Source organism: Streptomyces enissocaesilis (assembly GCF_039533765.1).
GTDB classification, from domain to species: Bacteria; Actinomycetota; Actinomycetes; order Streptomycetales; family Streptomycetaceae; genus Streptomyces; species Streptomyces enissocaesilis.
Map to the genome: position 1 here is coordinate 74,422 of NZ_BAAAUD010000047.1, position 17,344 is coordinate 91,765.

Below are 17,344 nucleotides of genomic sequence, written 5' to 3' on the forward strand. Positions count from 1 at the left end.
GCGGCGGTGAGTGCGGGGCCGCGGAGGGGGAAGCGGCGGTCAGGCCCGGTCGAGCCGCAGGCGCTCCGCCTTCGGCAGGCCGGCCACCACCAGGTCGTACGAGTCCTCGATCAGCTCCCGGACCATGCGGTCCGGGAGCTGCCCGTCGACGGTGACCGTGTTCCAGTGGCGCTTGTTCATGTGCCACCCGGGGACGATCTCCTCGTGCTCCGCGCGGAGCCTCGGGGCGATCTCCGGGTCGCACTTGAGGTTGACCGTGAGCGGTTCCGCGTCCAGGGCGCTGAGCGCGAAGAGCTTCCCGAGGACCTTGAAGACGGAGGTCTCGGGGCCGAAGGGGAACTCCTCGGCCGCCCCGCCGAAATCCAGGCAGAACGCCCTGAGTTCCTGCGGCGTCATGCCGCCTCCTCCTTCTCCTCCGGCTCCACCAGCACCGTGACGATCTTGTTCCGGCGGCCGGCCGGGGACTCGGCGGTCAGGCGCAGCACACGGCCGTCGGGCAGGTCCACCGTCACGGACGCGCCCGCGATCGGCACCCGGCCGAGCGCCTTGGCGAGCAGCCCGCCGACCGTCTCCACGTCCTCGTCGTCGAACTCGTCGAAGCCGAAGAGCTCGCCGAGGTCGCCGATGTCGAGCCGGGCGGTCACCCGGTAGCAGCCGTCGTCCAGCTCCTCGACGGGCGGCAGTTCGCGGTCGTACTCGTCGGTGATCTCGCCGACGATCTCTTCGAGGATGTCCTCGATGGTCACGATGCCGGCCGTGCCGCCGTACTCGTCGATGACGACGGCGACGTGGTTGCGCTCCTGCTGCATCTCGCGCAGCAGGTCGCCCGCGTTCTTCGTGTCGGGGACGAAGACGGCGGGGCGCATCGCGGTGGAGACCAGTTCGGACTCCGAGTCGCGGTTGATGTGGGTCCTGCGGACCAGGTCCTTGAGGTAGACGATGCCGACGATGTCGTCCTCGTTCTCGCCGGTCACCGGTATGCGGGAGAAACCGGAGCGCAGGGCGAGGGTGAGGGCCTGACGGATCGTCTTGAAGCGCTCGATGGAGACCAGGTCGGTCCTGGGGACCATGACTTCGCGTACGAGCGTGTCACCGAGCTCGAAGACGGAGTGCACCATGCGGCGCTCGTCGTCCTCGATCAGGGACTCCTGCTCGGCCAGGTCGACCATCGCGCGCAGCTCGGCCTCGCTGGCGAAGGGGCCCTTGCGGAAGCCCTTGCCGGGGGTCAGCGCGTTGCCGATGAGGATCAGCAGTTGCGGGACGGGGCCCATGACGCGGGCGAGCGGCAGCAGGACGTACGCGGAGGCGGTCGCCGTGTTCATGGGGTGCTGGCGGCCGATGGTGCGCGGGGAGACGCCGACGGCGACGTACGAGACGAGGACCATCACCACGATGGCGACGGTCAGCGCCTTCCAGGTCGCGTCGAACTCCCGCAGGCAGGCGTACGTGACGAGGACCCCGGCGGCCATTTCGCAGGCCACCCGCATCAGCAGGGCCACGTTCAGGTAGCGGGTCGGGTCGGAGGCGACCTGCGCCAGCCTGGCGCCGCCGCGCCGGCCCGACCGTACGGCCTCGGCGGCCCGGAAGGTGGAGACGCGGGCGATGCCGGCCTCGGCGCAGGCCGCCAGCCAGGCGACCACGACGAGCAGGACCGCGCCCGTGATCAGTTGCGCGGTCATGAAACGGTCGGCGCGGGGGACGGACCGGTCAGGCCCTTCTCCGACCGCCAGCCGTCCACGATGGCCGCCTGGAGGCCGAACATCTCGGCCTTCTCGTCCGGCTCCTCGTGGTCGTAGCCGAGCAGGTGCAGCACGCCGTGGACGGTGAGGAGCTGGAGCTCCTCGTCCATGGAGTGCTGCGTCTCCGCGTCCTCGCCCTGCTTCCGGGCGACCTCGGGGCAGAGCACGATGTCACCGAGGAGCCCCTGCGGGGGCTCCTCGTCGTCCTTGGACGGCGGACGCAGTTCGTCCATCGGGAAGGACATGACATCGGTCGGGCCCGGGAGGTCCATCCACTGGATGTGGAGCTGCTCCATGGCGGCCGTGTCCACGACGATCACCGAGAGCTCGGAGAGCGGGTGGATCCGCATCCGGGCGAGTGCGTAGCGGGCGATGTCGAGGATCGCCTGCTCGTCGACCTCGGTTCCGGACTCGTTGTTGACGTCGATCGACATGGTGCTGGTTCTACCCCTGCTCGTCCGTCACAGCCCTTTTTGGCTGTCGTCGTACTTCTCGTACGCGTCGACGATACGGCCGACCAGCTTGTGCCGGACCACGTCCTGCGACGTGAGGCGGGAGAAGTGCACGTCGTCGAGGCCCTCCAGGATGCCCTGCACCTGGCGCAGACCGCTCTTGGTCCCGCCGGGCAGGTCGACCTGGGTGACGTCGCCCGTGATGACGATCTTCGAGTCGAAGCCGAGCCTCGTCAGGAACATCTTCATCTGCTCGGCGCTGGTGTTCTGCGCCTCGTCGAGGATGATGAACGCGTCGTTGAGGGTCCGGCCCCGCATGTACGCCAGCGGGGCGACCTCGATCGTGCCCGCCGCCATCAGGCGCGGGATCGAGTCGGGGTCGATCATGTCGTGCAGGGCGTCGTAGAGCGGGCGCAGGTAGGGGTCGATCTTCTCGTAGAGCGTGCCGGGCAGGAAGCCGAGCCGCTCGCCCGCCTCGACGGCGGGCCTGGTCAGGATGATCCGGTTGACCTGCTTGGACTGAAGGGCCTGGACCGCCTTGGCCATGGCGAGGTAGGTCTTGCCCGTACCGGCGGGGCCGATGCCGAAGACGATCGTGTGCTTGTCGATGGCGTCGACGTACCGCTTCTGGTTCAGCGTCTTGGGGCGGATGGTGCGGCCGCGGCTGGAGAGGATGTTCTGGGTGAGCACCTCGGCCGGGGTCTCGGTGACCGCTCCCGCGACGGCGCCGTCGGCCGCTCTGAGCATGGCGATCGATCGTTCCACTGAGTCCTCCGTCATCGGCTGTCCGGTGCGGAGCACCAGCATCATCTCGGCCAGCAGGCGCTGGACCAGGGCGACCTCGGTCGCGTCACCGGTCGTGCTGACCTCGTTCCCCCTGACGTGGATGTCCACGCCGGGGAAGGCGTTCTCGATCACGCGCAACAGGGAGTCGCTGGAACCCAGAACCATCACCATGGGGTGCCTGTCCGGGACGGTGAACTGGGCGCGGGCCTGCGGTTGTGTGGGTGTCTGAGTCATGGGCCGGCACTATGGCCTGCGCATACCTCCTGTTGCAGGGTTCTCGCCGATCGACAACCTCTGGAACATCAAGCCTACGTCGGTGCACCGGCAAGACCGAGAGCTTTTCGGCGCGGCAGCGCTCGGCTCACTGCGCCCTGCGGAAGCCGATCGTCGGGACCGCCCTGCGCAGGGGCCACACACGGACCGCCGCGGCCGGCAGGAGCTCGTCCAGGAAGGCGTAGCGGCGCAGTGCCTGGGGGTCCTGCCCGTCGAGCGCCTGTACCCGCTCCCACCAGCCCGCGATCTCCGACCAGCCGGGCGCCGACAGGGACCCGCCGAACTCCTGCACCGACAGGGCGGCGGTCAGTCCGGCGAAGGCCAGGCGGTCGGCGAGCGGCCAGCCCGCGAGCGTACCGGTGACGAATCCGGCGACGAAGACGTCACCGGCTCCGGTCGGGTCGAGCGCCTCGACGTCGATGGCGGGGACCTCGGCGGTCTCCCCGGTCGAGCCGTCCACGGCGTACGCCCCCTCCGCGCCCAGCGTGACCACCGCGACCGGCACCTTGCCGGCCAGGGCACGGGCGGCGGCGCGCGGGCAGTCGGTGCGGGTGTAGCGCATCGCCTCCTCGGCGTTGGGCAGGAACGCCTCGCAGTGCTCCAGGCCGGTGAGGCCCGCCAGGTCCCAGCGGCCCGTCTCGTCCCAGCCCACGTCGGCGAAGATCCTGGCGCCGCGGCGGGCGGCCGAGGCGATCCACTCCTCGGTGCGGCCGGGGGTGAGCGCGGCGACGGCGGCCCGCGCGCGGGGCGGGCAGTCGGGGAAGGGGCCGGGTTCGGCGGGCGGCGGGGCCTCGTGGCCGTGGGACACCATGGTCCGCTCGCCCTCGTACGCCATGGAGACGGTGACCGGTGAGTGCCAGCCGGGGACGGTCCGGGACATGTCCAGGTCGATGCCCTCGCCGTCGGCGAGGGCGTCCCAGCAGTACTCCCCGTAGTGGTCGTCGCCGAAGGCGGCGGCCAGCGACGTGTTCAGGCCGAGCCGGGCCAGCGCGGTGGCCATGTTGGCGACGCCTCCGGGGCTGGAGCCCATGCCGCGCGCCCAGGACTCGGTGCCGCGCACGGGGGCGCTGTCGAGGCCGGTGAAGATGATGTCGAGAAAGACCGTGCCGGTGAGGAACACGTCGCAGCGGGGGCCGTCGGGGGCGCGGAGCCCGTCCAGGGGATCGAGGTGCGTGGCCCCGTCCTGCTGCCTGGTGTGGTCCGTCGCCGCTGCGTGCTTTCTCGCCGTGCTCACCCTGTGCTCCCGTGGTGTGGTGCGGATTCAGGCCAGTGTGCCCGATACGCGCCCACGGGGGATCGCGGCCGTGCGACGGCGCTTCGCCACGTCCGCGGAGCGACGCGGGTGCCGTCCGTGCCCCGTGGTCCCCGGCCCCGCGCGAGGCGGCCGGCCGGGCGCGGTTCGACTTCCCGTCCCCGCTCGGAAAGTATGGGGCCGCTGATCAACGCTTTGCCGGCCGCGGACCGCATCGGCTGTCCGCACCGCCCGGCCCCTGGAACACCCCGGAGGTATCCCGCCGTGAGCTTTGGCGACCCCAACAACCCGTACGCCCAGCAGCCACCGCAGGGCCAGCCCGCCGGCTACGGCTACCCGCAGCAGGGCCAGCCCGCCGGTTACGGCTACCCGCAGCAGGCCCCGCAGGGCGTACCGCCGCAGGGCATGCCTCCGCAGTACGGGTACCCGCAGCAGCCTCCCTACGGGGCCTACCCGCCGGCCGGCATGCCGGGCATGCCCGGAGCCGGTCTGCCTCCGCTGGCCAACTGGGGACAGCGGGTCGGCGCCTACCTGCTCGACATGCTGATCATCGCCGGTCCGATGTACGCGCTGGGCTTCATCGACCTCGCGGGCAGCGAAGACCCGACCACCCCGGGAGTCCTGGGCCTCGTCGGCATGCTGTACGCCTTCGCGATGGCCTTCTTCCAGCTCTACAAGGAGGGGAAGACCGGCCAGTCCACCGGCAAGAAGGTCCTCGGGATCAGCCTCCGCCGGGAGCGGGACGGCCTCCCCCTCGGTTTCGGCATGGCCTTCGTCCGCAAGCTGGCCCACTTCCTGGACAGCATCGCGTGCTACCTGGGCTGGCTGTGGCCGCTGTGGGACGACAAGAAGCAGACCTTCGCCGACAAGGTGTGCAGCACCGTCGTCATCCAGGTCGGCAAGGGCTGAGCGCACCGCGCTCGGCGTTTTCGCGCCGCTCCGCGTCCGGAGGGCGTGCCACCCGCCGGTGCGGGTGGCACGCCCTCCGGACGTCCGGCCCCGCGGACCGCCGCCCACGGGAGGACGCGCCTACGGGAAGACGTACGCGTCGACCTCTGCGAGGTACGCCGCCCTGCGCTCCTCGTCGTGGTCGAGGAAGGCCGCCAGGAAGGAGTTGCGGGCGATCTCGCGCAGCTGCTCCCGGCCGAGGTCGAGCGCCTCGTGCACCGCGTGGAAGGTGTCGCCGACGTAACCTCCGAAGTAGGCGGGGTCGTCGGAGTTCACGGTGACCAGCAGCCCGGCCTCCATCATCTCCTTCAGCGGGTGCTCCTCCAGGGTGTCGACGGCCCGCAGCCGTACGTTCGACAGCGGGCACAGCGTCAACGGCACCCGGTCCCGCACCAGCCGTTCGACGAGCTCCGGGTCCTCCATGGAGCGCAGCCCGTGGTCGACTCGCTCGACGCCGAGGACGTCCAGGGCCTCCCAGACGTACGCCGGCGGGCCCTCCTCCCCCGCGTGCGCGACCTTGCGCAGCCCCAGCGCGGCGGCCGCCTCGTACACCTCGCGGAACTTCGACGGCGGATTGCCGACCTCCGCCGAGTCCAGGCCGACGGCCGCGATCCGGTGCAGGTACGGCTTGGCGGCCTCCAGGGTCTCCAGCGCCGACTCGGCGGACCGGTCGCGCAGGAAGCACATGATCAGCTGCGTGGAGATCCCGTACCGCTCCTCGCTCCGGTCCAGGGCGCGGGCCAGGCCCTCGACGACCGTGCCGATCTCCACCCCGCGCGCGGTGTGCGCCTGCGGGTCGAAGAAGATCTCCGCGTGCCGTACGCCCTGTCCGGCCGCCCGCGCCAGGTAGGCGTCGGCGAGCCGGTCGAAGTCGTCCTCGGTGCGCAGGACGGCCATGAGCGCGTAGTACAGGTCGAGGAAGGACTGGAGGTCGTCGAAGCGGTAGGCGCGGCGGAGCTCCTCGGTGGTGGCGTAGGGGAGTTGCACGCCGCCCCGCTCAGCGAGCTCGAAGGCCAGCTCGGGTTCGAGGGTGCCTTCGATGTGGAGGTGGAGTTCGGCCTTGGGGAGGTGCATGGGGGGTCTTCTCGTTCAGGGATTCAGGGGTTCACGGATGGCGCTTGGGGAGGGGGACCCGCAGCAGGTCGGCGGCGACGGTCAGTTCGCCGTCGAAGCCGGCCGCGCGGGCCTGGCGTTCGAAGGCTTCGGGCTCGCTGTAGCGCTGCGAGAAGTGGGTGAGGACCAGGTGGCGCACGCCGGCGTCGCGCGCCGCCCGAGCCGCCTGTCCCGCCGTCAGGTGGCCGTGCTCGACGGCCAGTTGCTCGTCCTCGTCGAGGAAGGTCGACTCGATGACGAGCATGTCGCAGCCCTCGGCGAGGGCGTGCACCCCGTCGCAGAGCCTGGTGTCCATGACGAACGCGAAACGCTGCCCGCGCCGCACCTCGCTGACCTGCCCGAGCGTCACGTCGCCGAGCCGGCCCTCGCGCTGGATGCGGCCGACGTCGGGGCCCTTGATGCCGTGCTCGGCGAGCAGCGCGGGCAGCATACGGCGCCCGTCGGGCTCGGTGAGCCGGTAGCCGTACGACTCCACGGGGTGCGAGAGCCTGCACGCGTCGAGGACGTACGACGGACCCGTGGCCACCGCGCCGTCGGCGGCGACCGGCGCCTCGGTCAGCCGCACCGTCTCGCGGTAGGCCGTGGCGTACCGCAGGCGGTCGAAGAAGCGCTGCCCGCTCGCCGGGTAGTGCGCGGCGACGGGGTGCGGGACGCGGTCGAGGTTGATGCGCTGGATCACCCCGGCGAGGCCGAGCGAGTGGTCGCCGTGGAAGTGCGTGACACAGATCCGGTTGATGTCGTGCGCGGCCACGCCGGCCCGCAGCATCTGGCGCTGGGTGCCCTCGCCGGGATCGAAGAGGATGCCCTCGCCGTCCCAGCGCAGGAAGTAACCGTTGTGGTTGCGGTGCCGGGTGGGGACCTGACTGGCGGTGCCGAGGACCACGAGTTCTCGTACGGACACAGGAACTGCCTTATCCGGGGGGCCAGTTGAGGCCGCGTCCGCCGAGGACATGGGCGTGCGCGTGGAAGACGGTCTGGCCCGCGCCCGCGCCGGTGTTGAAGACGACGCGGTAGCCGGTCCGGTCGATCTTCTCGTCCTCGGCGACCCTGCCCGCCTCGGCCAGCACGTCCGCGAGGACCCGCGGCTCGGCGGCGGCCAACGAGGCGGCGTCCGGGTGGTGCGCCTTGGGGATGACCAGGACGTGCGTCGGGGCCTGGGGGTTGATGTCGCGGAACGCGACGGTCGTCTCCGTCTCACGGACGACCGTCGCGGGCACCTCACCTGCGACGATCTTGCAGAACAGACAGTCCGCCTGCGGTTGTCCCGTCATGGTCCCGGCCTCCTCGGATGCGGCTGGATCAGCATGTACCGATGTGCTCATGCGTTGATCGAGTATGGCCGCATGCTATCCGTCCGTGCCACGGCCCCGGGGCGGGAAATGCCCCGTCAGGACCAGCGGCCGGTGCGCCCCAGCAGCAGCGCGGCGGCCGCCGTGCCGGCGGTCGACGTACGCAGCACACTGCGCCCCAGCCGGTACGGCTCCGCCCCGGCCTCGGCGAAGACCGCCAACTCCTCCGGGGACACGCCCCCTTCGGGCCCCACGACGAGCACGATGGAACCCGCGCCGGGGAGGTCCGCGGTGGCCAGCGCCCCGCTGCCCACCGACGGGTCCTCGTGCAGTACGGCCGCGAAGTCCGCCGTGGCCACGAGTGCGGCGGCCTGCCTGGTCGTCAGCGCGTCCGCGACCTCGGGGAAGCGCAGCCTGCGCGACTGCTTGCCCGCCTCGCGCGCGGTGGCCCGCCACTTGGCGAGGGACTTGGCGCCCCGGTCGCCGCGCCACTGCGTGATGCAGCGCGACGCCTGCCACGGCACGATCGCGTCGACGCCGGTCTCCGTCATGGTCTCGACGGCCACCTCGCCGCGGTCGCCCTTGGGCAGCGCCTGGACGACGGTGACGCGCGGGGACGGCTCCGGCTCCGCCGTCACGTCCGTCACCTCGACGACGAGCCGGTCCTTGCCCTCGGCGGCCACCACCACGGCCACCGCCCCCGTGCCGCGCCCGTCCGTCAGTACGACGTCCTCGCCCGCGTGCAGCCGCCGCACCGAGACGGCGTGCCGCCCCTCGGGGCCTTCCAGTACGTACGGCCCCTTCGCCGGTACGGCGTCGACGACGAACACCGGCGCCGTCATGCCGCGCCGCCCGCGCCGCGCAGGGCCAGCGCCGCGCGCGCCGCGTCGGTCTCGGCCGCGAGGACCTCGACCAGCTGCCCGGCGGGCATCTCGCGCGCCATCCGGTGCCCCTGCCCCGCCCACAGCGCCATGCCCTGGGGGTCGCCCGCCTTGGCCGCGGCCTTGCGCAGGCCGGAGGTGATGTGGTGCACCTGGGGGTAGGCGGCGGGGGCGTACGGGCCGTGCTCGCGCATGAAGCGGTTCACCAGGCCGCGGGCGGGGCGTCCCGAGAACGCCCGGGTGAGTTCCGTACGGACGAACAGCGGGTTGGTCATGGCCTGCTTGTGCAGGACGTTGGCGCCGGACTCGGGGCAGACCAGGAATGCCGTGCCGAGCTGCGCGGCGTCCGCGCCCAGCGCGAGGACCGCGGCGATCTGCGCGCCGCGCATCAGGCCGCCCGCCGCGACGATCGGCAGCTGCACGGTCTCGCGCACCTGTGTGACGAGGGACAGCAGGCCGATGCCCGCGCCGTCGTTCTGGGGGTCGTCGCGGTGCGTCCCCTGGTGGCCGCCGGCCTCGATGCCCTGGACGCACACGGCGTCGGCGCCGCTCCACTGCGCGACCTGGGCCTCTTCGGGCGTGGTGACGGTCACGACGGTGAGGGTGCCGGCCTTCGCGAAGGAGTCGAGGACGGGGCGGGCGGGGCAGCCGAAGGTGAAGGAGACGACGGGAACGGGATCGTCGAGGAGGATGGCGAGCTTGGCTTCGTAGCCGTCGTCGGTGCAGTGGTCGGATTCGCCGAGGGGGGTTTCGTACCAGTCGGCCTCACCGGCGAGCTGGTGGCGGTAGACCTCCACGGACGCCGGGTCCGCGTGGCTCGGCTGCGGCATGAAGAGATTGACGCCGAAGGGCCGGCCGGTCAGGCCCCGCAGCTGCTTGATCTCCTCGTACATGCCGTCCGCGGTCTTGTACCCGGCGGCGAGGAACCCGAGGCCGCCGGCGTCACAGACGGCGGCGACGAGTTGAGGACTGGAGGCGCCGCCCGCCATGGGGGCCTGCACGATCGGATAACGGCAGAGATCGGTCAGTGCGGAGGACATGAACGCATAGTTTCATGCCCTCCGCACTGCGCCGAATCGCCGTTACCCGGGGGCGGCCCCCGGAGCCCCGGCCGCGTGCCTGCCGCCCGTCGAACGCGTCCTTCAGCCGCGAGAAGAGACCCTGCCGCCCCGGCCGACCGCACCCCCCGGGGGACGCCCCCCGGACCCCCGGCCGGGCCCGCCCGCGCCTACCGCCCGTTGAACGCGTCCTTCAGCCGCGAGAAGAGACCCTGCTGCCCCGGCTGGAACTGGCCCGTCGGGCGCTCCTCGCCGCGCAGCTTCGCGAGCTGGCGCATCAGGTCCTCCTGCTGCGCGTCCAGCTTCGTCGGAGTCAGCACCTCGACGTGCACGATCAGGTCGCCGCGGCCACCGCCCCGCAGGTGCGTGACACCGCGCCCGTGCAGCGGGATCGACTGGCCGGACTGCGTGCCGGGCCGTACGTCGATCTCCTCCACTCCGTCGAGCGTCTCCAGCGGGCACTTCGTGCCCAGCGCCGCCGCCGTCATCGGGATGGTGACCGTGCAGTGCAGGTCGTCGCCGCGCCGCTGGAACACCGCGTGCGGCAGCTCGTGGATCTCGACGTACAGGTCACCGGCGGGGCCGCCGCCGGGGCCGACCTCGCCCTCGCCCGCGAGCTGGATCCGGGTGCCGTTGTCGACACCGGCCGGGATCTTGACCGTCAGCGTCCGGCGCGAGCGCACGCGCCCGTCACCGGCGCACTCCGGGCACGGGGTCGGTACGACCGTGCCGAAGCCCTGGCACTGCGGGCAGGGGCGCGAGGTCATGACCTGGCCCAGGAAGGACCGGGTGACCTGCGAGACCTCACCGCGGCCGCGGCACATGTCACAGGTCTGGGCGGAGGTGCCGGGTGCGGCGCCCTCGCCCGAGCACGTCGTGCACACGACGGCCGTGTCGACCTGGATGTCCTTGGTCGTGCCGAAGGCCGCCTCGTTGAGGTCGATCTCCAGCCGGATCATCGCGTCCTGGCCGCGCCGCGTGCGCGACCTCGGGCCGCGCTGCGACGCCGTGCCGAAGAACGCGTCCATGATGTCCGAGAAGTTCCCGAAGCCGCCCTGGCCGAAGCCGCCGGCTCCGCCGCCCGCCTGCGAGAGGGGGTCGCCGCCGAGGTCGTAGACCTGCTTCTTCTGCGGGTCCGACAACACCTCGTACGCGGCGTTGATCTCCTTGAAGCGCTCCTGCGTCTTGGGATCGGGATTCACGTCCGGGTGGAGCTCGCGCGCCAGCCGCCGGAATGCCTTCTTGATCTCGTCCTGGGACGCGTCGCGGCGTACGCCGAGTACGGCGTAGTAGTCGGTGGCCACTTACGACTCCGCCAGGATCTGTCCGACGTAACGTGCCACTGCGCGTACCGCTCCCATCGTTCCGGGGTAGTCCATGCGGGTCGGTCCGACCACGCCGAGTTTGGCGACTGCTTCGTCGCCCGAACCGTAGCCGACCGCGACGACGGACGTGGAGCTGAGCCCCTCATGGGCGTTCTCGTGCCCGATTCGTACGGTCATGCCCGAGTCCGTTGCCTCACCCAGCAGCTTGAGGAGCACGACCTGCTCCTCAAGCGCCTCCAGCACCGGCCGGATGGTGAGGGGGAAATCATGTCCGAAGCGGGTCAGATTGGCGGTGCCGCCGATCATCAGCCGCTCCTCGGTCTCCTCGACCAGGGTCTCCAGGAGAGTGGACAGGACCGTCGAAACGGTTCCCCGGTCCTCCTTGTCGAAGGATTCGGGAAGGTCCTGCACCAGCTGCGGTACGTCCGCGAAGCGGCGTCCCACGACCCGGCTGTTGAGCCGGGCCCGCAGGTCCGCCAGGGACGTCTCGCCGAACGGCGCGGGGCAGTCGATCATGCGCTGCTCGACCCGTCCGGTGTCCGTGATGAGCACGAGCATCAGACGGGCCGGGGCCAGCGAGAGGAGTTCCACGTGCCGCACCGTCGAGCGGGTCAGCGACGGGTACTGCACGACGGCGACCTGCCGGGTCAGCTGCGCGAGCAGCCGGACCGTACGGGCCACCACGTCGTCGAGGTCGACCGCTCCGTCCATGAAGTTCTGGATGGCGCGGCGCTCGGGCGACGACAGGGGCTTGACACCCGCGAGCTTGTCGACGAACAGCCGGTAGCCCTTGTCCGTCGGGATGCGCCCGGCGCTCGTGTGCGGCTGGGCGATGAAGCCCTCGTCCTCCAGGACGGCCATGTCGTTGCGGACCGTGGCCGGGGAGACGCCGAGCTTGTGCCGCTCGGTGAGCGCCTTGGAGCCGACGGGCTCCTCGGTGCCCACGTAGTCCTGGACGATGGCGCGCAGCACCTCGAGTCTGCGTTCGCTGAGCATCGCGCACACCTCCAGCTGTCGGTCGTTGGCGTCTGTCTGGCACTCACTGCGGGGGAGTGCCAGCAATCCCCGGGCCAGTGTACGGCGGCGAGGTGCACACCTAGCAAGGGCGGCCGGTCACCTTACCCCGCGACGGCCCTGTTCAGCGGGCGGGGACCCCCGGGATGGGACTAGCGTCACGGTATGGACGTCAGTTGGGAAGAGGCAGGCTGGGAACGGCTCGCACCGGGGGTGGGACGGCGGCGCATGCCGGTCTGGGACGCGACGGTGGGCCTGGTGACCGGGGACGGCGAGGGCGGCGGCTCCGCGCTGCTGGTCGACACGGGGTCGACGCTGCGCGAGGGCGCGGAGCTCCGTGCCCAGGCGCAGCGGCTTCTGGGCCCCGGCCGGAGAGTGACGCACATCGCTCTCACCCACCCCCACTTCGACCACGTCCTGGGCACGGCGGCGTTCGCGGGAGCCGAGGTGTACGGGGCGGTCGGCGTCGACGACCTGCTGCGGCGGGACCGGGACGCGGTGCGGGACGACGCCGTACGGCACGGGGTCGAGCGGAGCGCGGCGGCGGAGGCGGCGGACGTCCTGGTCGCGCCGCACCACCTGGTCTGCGGCGAGTGGACGCTGGACCTGGGCTGCGGCCGCCAGGTGCTGCTGGCGAACGTCGGCCCCGGACACAGCGGTCACGATCTGGTGGTACTGGTGCCGGGCAGCCCCGAGGTCGTCTTCTGCGGCGACCTGGTGGAGGAGTCGGGCACTCCCCAGGCCGGCCCGGACGCCCACCCCTCCCACTGGCCGGCGGCCCTGGACCGGCTGCTCGCGCTGGGCGGCGAGGACGCGATGTACGTGCCGGGGCACGGGGCGGTGGTGGACGCGGCGTACGTCCGCGCGCAGCGCGACGCGCTGGCGGCCCGTTTCGCCGTGTCGTGACGCGGGCCGGGACCGCCCGGCTGTCGCTATCGTCGGCTGAATGCGCAGTCGACAGTACGGGCCCGATCTCACCCCGCCGTGGAAGAAGACCGCCCCCGTCCCCGAAGTCCCCGCCGAGGCCGATCTTGTCGTGGAGGAGGTCACCACCGGTTTCTGCGGTGCGGTGATCCGGTGCGAGAAGACGGCGCAGGGGCCGGTCGTGACCCTGGAGGACCGCTTCGGGAAGCACCGGGTGTTCCCGATGCAGCCGCGCGGCTTCCTCCTGGAGGGCCGCGTCGTCACCCTGGTGCGCCCCTCCCCCGCCTCCGCGGCCCCGGCCCGGCCCGCCCGTACGGCATCGGGTTCGGTGGCCGTGCCGGGGGCGCGGGCGCGGGTGGCGCGGGCCGGGCGGATCTACGTCGAGGGGCGCCACGACGCGGAGCTGGTCGAGCGGGTCTGGGGCGACGACCTGCGCATCGAGGGTGTGGTCGTCGAGTATCTGGAGGGCATCGACGACCTCCCGGCGATCGTCGCGGACTTCGCCCCGGCCCCGGACGCGCGGCTCGGTGTCCTGGTCGACCACCTGGTGCCGGGATCGAAGGAGTCCCGTATCGCGGCGCAGGTCACGGACGCGGACGTGCTGGTCGTCGGTCACCCGTACATCGACGTGTGGGAGGCGGTGAAGCCGTCCGCGGTGGGCATCGGGGCCTGGCCGGTGGTCCCCCGGGGCCAGGACTGGAAGACGGGCGTGTGCCGGGCGCTGGGCTGGCCGGAGAACACGGGGGCGGCGTGGCAGCGGATCCTGGCGTCGGTCCGTTCGTACAGGGACCTGGAGCCGGCGCTGCTGGGTGCCGTGGAGCACTTGATCGACCACGTCACTGTCGGCGCCCCCGAGGGACGGTAACGGCGGGAGCTCCCAGTCGCTGTCATGGCAGCGAGCAGGCCGTCGGCTCCGCATCCGCGGAGGTGCTCCGTCGATGGGCTCATCCACTCGACCCAGCAGGGTTCCGTCCCCGCGTAAACGGGGGTTTCCGGCCCGCTCGCCCTCCGGTCGGCCGGGGTGCCGGGCCTCAGCTCCGCACAAGCTGGCCCGCGCCCCGTGCCCCGGGGTCAGTCCACCAGGTCCCGGACCACCGCGTCCGCCAGCAGCCGCCCCCGCAGCGTCAGAACCGCCCGCCCCGCAGTGAACGGCCCGTCCGCCAGCAGCCCGTCCGCCAGCGCCCGCTCCGCCGCCGCCAGCCCCGCCGGGGCCAGCAGGGACAGCGGGCAGCCGTCCGCGAGCCGCAGTTCCAGCAGGATGCGCTCCACGCGCCGGTCCTCCGCCGGGAGCACCTCGCGCCCGGCTCCGGGCGAGCGCCCGTCCCCCAGTGCCTGCGCGTACGCGCCCGGGTGCTTGACGTTCCACCACCGCACCCCGCCCACGTGGCTGTGCGCGCCCGGACCCGCGCCCCACCAGTCCGCCCCGCGCCAGTACAGCTCGTTGTGCAGGCACCGCGCCGCGTCCGAAGTGGCCCAGTTCGAGACCTCGTACCACGCGAAGCCCGCCGCCGACAGCGCGGACTCCGTCATCAGGTACCGGTCGGCGTGCACGTCGTCGTCGGTCATCGGCACCTCGCCCCGCCGGATCCGCCGCGCCAGCTGCGTCCCCTCCTCCACGATCAGCGCGTACGCGCTCACGTGGTCGGGTCCCGCTCCGATCGCCGCGTCCAGCGACGCCTGCCAGTCCGCGTCGGACTCCCCCGGCGTGCCGTAGATCAGGTCGAGGTTCACGTGCGCGAAGCCCGCCGCCCGCGCCTCCGCGACGCATGCCTCCGGCCGGCCGGGCGTGTGCGTACGGTCCAGGATCTTCAGCACGTGCTGCTTCGCGCTCTGCATCCCGAACGAGATCCGGTTGAAGCCGCCCTCCCGCAGCTCCGCCAGATAGCGCGGGTTCACCGACTCCGGGTTGGCCTCCGTCGTGATCTCCGCGTCGTCCGCGAGCCCGAACTCGTCCCGGATCGCTCCCAGCATCCGTACGAGGTCCCCGGCCGCCAGCAGCGTCGGCGTACCCCCGCCCACGAAGACGGTCCGTACCGGCCGGGGGTCGTCGCCGAGGACCTTGCGGGCCAGGCGCACCTCCTCCACCAGGGTGTCCGCGTAGTTGTCGCGCGAGGCCAGCGCACCGCCCGAGCCGCGCAACTCGGTCGCCGTGTAGGTGTTGAAGTCGCAGTAGCCGCAGCGGGTCGCGCAGTACGGAACGTGCAGGTAGAAGCCGAGCGGCCGCTCGGCCGCGCCGGCCAGGGCGTGCGGTGGCAGCGCCCCGTCTTCGGGCATGGGCTCACCGTCGGGCAGTACAGAAGGCATGCCCCCATTGTCACAGCTCCGGTCACATCGCCTGGAGGACGAGCAGCGCCAGGTCGTCGTCGGGCGGCGTGGGCGAGAAGTCGTGCACCTCGCGCATGATCCTTTCTGCGACCCCCTGCGCGCTCAGCCCCACGCACCGCCCCAGCGCCGTCGCCAGCCCGTCCGCGTCGTCGAACATGCGCTGCCCGGAGCGCCGCTCGGTCACGCCGTCCGTGACGCAGAGCAGGGTGTCGCCCGCTTCCAGGACGAAGGTCTCGCTCTCGTACGTGACGCCGTCGACGACCCCGAGCAGCATCTGGGAGGCGGCGGCGGGCCGTACGCTCCCGTCGGGCCTCAGGAGGAGCGGCAGCGGGTGCCCCGCGCAGGCGAGGGTGCAGCGCGCCCCGCCGCCGTCCTCGGCCGGGAACGGCACCAGCTCGCCGTACAGGAGCGAGAGGAAGCGCGGCTGCGGCGCTTCCCACAGCCCGGCCGCCGCCCCGGCACCGACCGCTCCCGCGATCCCGGCCCCGGGGACCCCGGGAGCCCCGGCTGCGGCCGCCGCCAGTCTGGCGGTGGCCTCCGCCGTCTCGACCGCGTCGTCGAGCAGCAGCCCGTTGAGCCGGCCGAGGACCTCGCCGACCGCCCGGCCCTCGCGCGCGAGCAGCCGCAGCCAGGGCCTGACGAGGCCGGTGACGACCGCCGCCTCGGGCCCGTTGCCCTGGACGTCGCCGAGCGAGAAGGACCAGCTGCCGCTCGCGCCGGGGAAGACGTCGTAGAAGTCGCCGCCCGCGACGCCCTGCCCGCGCGGCTCGTACACGAGGGCCTTCGCGACGCCCGGGATGTCGGCCATCTGCCCCGGCAGCAGGGCCCGTTGCAGGACGCGGCTGATGGTGGCCTGCCGGGTGTACTGGCGGGCGGCGGCGACGGCGAGGGCGACCCGGCGTACGAAGTCCTCGATGAGGCCGGTCACCTCGTCCGGCATCCGGGCCACCCCCGCCCGCCCCAGCACCAGCGTCCCGAGCCCGCGTCCGCCCGCGATCAGCCGGTACGCGACCGCGGCGCCGTCGCCGCCGTCCAGGGCGGGCCACGGCACGGGCACCGGTCCGCCGCGCACGGAGCCGGGCGCCTGGGGCGGCTCCTTCTCGACGCGCCTGCGCAGTTCCTCGATGCTGCACTCGCGCTGGTGCCAGACGCGGGCGAGCCGCGGCGCGGCACCCTCCTCCTCCAGCCACACCGCGCACCAGTCCGCGAGCCTCGGCACGAGGAGCTGCGCGGCGAGCGCCGCGATCATGTCCTCGTCGAACTGGCCCGTCAGCAGGTCGGACGCCTCGGCGAGGAAGGAGAGCGCGCCCCGGTTGATCCAGTCGCTGTCGTACTCGCGCGCCGTCCGCCGCGGTACGGGCGCCAGGATCTCGGCGGCGCGCAGCCCGCGCTGAAGCGCCTGGCCGGCGCCGTCCGCCGGTCCGGAGGGCAGGGCCGGGTGCACGCCCTCGACGGCGAGCCGGGCCCAGACGGTCTTGAGGCCGGTGCGGTAGGTGACGCCCCAGCACGCGGAGAGGGCGGCGACGAGGTGCAGGCCGCGCCCGAACTCCTGGCCGCCCGGCCCGGACGGACCGGGCCGGACCGCGGGATCGTTGTGCACGACGCGGGCGGGGTGGTGGTCGGAGACCTCGACGACCAGCGCGGCGGGATCCTCGTCCGTCGCCTCCTCCAGGTGGCACACCAGCTCGACGTTGGTGCCCGCGTGGACGACCGCGTTGGTCACCAGTTCGTTGACGAGGACCACCGCGTCGTCGGCGACCCGGTCGGTGAAGCCGTCGGCGGCCGGCAGCCCGAGTCCGGTCCACTCGGCGAGCGCGGCCCGGACGAACCGCCGGGCGGCGGCCGGCGCGAGCGGGTTCCCGGGCAGGCTCGTCCAGGCGACCGAGCGCGCGTCGGGCAGGCTGCCCGGAAGGTGCGTCGAGCGGTAGGTGGTCTCCCGCTGTCTCGGAATGGACCCCACAGTGC

Annotated in this window: 17 protein-coding genes; 3 read left to right on the forward strand and 14 right to left on the reverse strand. The window is 72.6% G+C overall.

What is annotated here, in order from left to right; translation table 11 throughout:
- Nucleotides 1-39: 39 nt before the first annotated feature.
- The 5 genes from ABD374_RS22770 to ABD374_RS22790 all read right to left on the reverse strand — a co-directional run bounded on the left by ABD374_RS22770 (nt 40) and on the right by ABD374_RS22790 (nt 4,409).
- Nucleotides 40-396, reverse strand: coding sequence for an MmcQ/YjbR family DNA-binding protein (locus ABD374_RS22770; protein WP_344497453.1), 357 nt, complete (start codon nt 394-396; stop codon nt 40-42).
- The gene (locus ABD374_RS22775; RefSeq protein WP_344497454.1) at nt 393-1,679 is read right to left on the reverse strand and encodes a hemolysin family protein; all 1,287 of its coding nucleotides are present in this window, start codon (nt 1,677-1,679) and stop codon (nt 393-395) included. Before ABD374_RS22775 ends, ABD374_RS22770 begins: the two co-directional genes overlap by 4 nt.
- Nucleotides 1,676-2,173, reverse strand: coding sequence for an rRNA maturation RNase YbeY (gene ybeY, locus ABD374_RS22780; RefSeq protein ID WP_344497455.1), 498 nt, complete (start codon nt 2,171-2,173; stop codon nt 1,676-1,678). The genes ABD374_RS22775 and ybeY overlap by 4 nt, the downstream gene beginning before the upstream one ends.
- Before the next feature lie 27 nt (nt 2,174-2,200).
- Entirely contained in the window at nt 2,201-3,211 is a 1,011-nt protein-coding gene (locus ABD374_RS22785; RefSeq protein WP_344497456.1) for a PhoH family protein, read from the reverse strand.
- 127 nt (nt 3,212-3,338) lie between these two features.
- Nucleotides 3,339-4,409, reverse strand: coding sequence for a carbohydrate kinase family protein (locus ABD374_RS22790; RefSeq protein ID WP_344497772.1), 1,071 nt, complete (start codon nt 4,407-4,409; stop codon nt 3,339-3,341).
- 357 nt (nt 4,410-4,766) lie between these two features.
- On the opposite strand from ABD374_RS22790, the gene ABD374_RS22795 reads away from it, so the two are divergent.
- Nucleotides 4,767-5,411 carry an RDD family protein gene (locus ABD374_RS22795; RefSeq protein ID WP_344497457.1) on the forward strand — a complete coding sequence of 215 codons (645 nt, stop codon included), beginning with the start codon at nt 4,767-4,769 and terminating at the stop codon, nt 5,409-5,411.
- 120 nt (nt 5,412-5,531) lie between these two features.
- Here the strand turns inward: ABD374_RS22795 and ABD374_RS22800 are convergent, their stop codons facing one another.
- The 7 genes from ABD374_RS22800 to hrcA all read right to left on the reverse strand — a co-directional run bounded on the left by ABD374_RS22800 (nt 5,532) and on the right by hrcA (nt 12,112).
- Nucleotides 5,532-6,524 carry an adenosine deaminase gene (locus tag ABD374_RS22800; protein ID WP_344497458.1) on the reverse strand — a complete coding sequence of 331 codons (993 nt, stop codon included), beginning with the start codon at nt 6,522-6,524 and terminating at the stop codon, nt 5,532-5,534.
- Between the two features lie 31 nt (nt 6,525-6,555).
- Nucleotides 6,556-7,464: a ribonuclease Z gene (locus ABD374_RS22805; RefSeq protein ID WP_344497459.1), complete on the reverse strand. Its 909-nt coding sequence runs from the start codon at nt 7,462-7,464 to the stop codon at nt 6,556-6,558.
- Between the two features lie 10 nt (nt 7,465-7,474).
- Nucleotides 7,475-7,834 (reverse strand): histidine triad nucleotide-binding protein, encoded by a 360-nt coding sequence (locus tag ABD374_RS22810; RefSeq protein ID WP_344497460.1) that lies wholly within the window; start codon nt 7,832-7,834, stop codon nt 7,475-7,477.
- A gap of 116 nt (nt 7,835-7,950) precedes the next feature.
- Nucleotides 7,951-8,694, reverse strand: a complete 744-nt coding sequence (locus ABD374_RS22815; RefSeq protein ID WP_344497461.1) for a 16S rRNA (uracil(1498)-N(3))-methyltransferase — start codon at nt 8,692-8,694, stop codon at nt 7,951-7,953.
- Nucleotides 8,691-9,773 (reverse strand): nitronate monooxygenase, encoded by a 1,083-nt coding sequence (locus tag ABD374_RS22820; protein WP_344497462.1) that lies wholly within the window; start codon nt 9,771-9,773, stop codon nt 8,691-8,693. Before ABD374_RS22820 ends, ABD374_RS22815 begins: the two co-directional genes overlap by 4 nt.
- Before the next feature lie 188 nt (nt 9,774-9,961).
- The gene (gene dnaJ / locus ABD374_RS22825; RefSeq protein ID WP_344497463.1) at nt 9,962-11,095 is read right to left on the reverse strand and encodes a molecular chaperone DnaJ; all 1,134 of its coding nucleotides are present in this window, start codon (nt 11,093-11,095) and stop codon (nt 9,962-9,964) included.
- Entirely contained in the window at nt 11,096-12,112 is a 1,017-nt protein-coding gene (gene hrcA / locus ABD374_RS22830; protein WP_344497773.1) for a heat-inducible transcriptional repressor HrcA, read from the reverse strand.
- Between the two features lie 183 nt (nt 12,113-12,295).
- Between hrcA and ABD374_RS22835 the strand changes: the two genes are divergently transcribed.
- Together ABD374_RS22835 and ABD374_RS22840 are read left to right on the forward strand one after the other, a co-directional pair.
- The gene (locus ABD374_RS22835; protein ID WP_344497464.1) at nt 12,296-13,036 is read left to right on the forward strand and encodes an MBL fold metallo-hydrolase; all 741 of its coding nucleotides are present in this window, start codon (nt 12,296-12,298) and stop codon (nt 13,034-13,036) included.
- Nucleotides 13,037-13,076: 40 nt separating this feature from the next.
- Nucleotides 13,077-13,919, forward strand: coding sequence for a DUF3097 domain-containing protein (locus tag ABD374_RS22840; RefSeq protein WP_344497465.1), 843 nt, complete (start codon nt 13,077-13,079; stop codon nt 13,917-13,919).
- Nucleotides 13,920-14,125: 206 nt separating this feature from the next.
- On the opposite strand, the gene hemW is transcribed toward ABD374_RS22840, so the two are convergent.
- A complete protein-coding gene (hemW, locus tag ABD374_RS22845; RefSeq protein WP_344497466.1) occupies nt 14,126-15,358 on the reverse strand; it encodes a radical SAM family heme chaperone HemW in 1,233 nt (410 codons plus the stop codon).
- A gap of 22 nt (nt 15,359-15,380) precedes the next feature.
- Nucleotides 15,381-17,339, reverse strand: a complete 1,959-nt coding sequence (locus ABD374_RS22850; protein ID WP_425577308.1) for a SpoIIE family protein phosphatase — start codon at nt 17,337-17,339, stop codon at nt 15,381-15,383.
- Between the last annotated feature and the right edge of the window lie 5 nt (nt 17,340-17,344).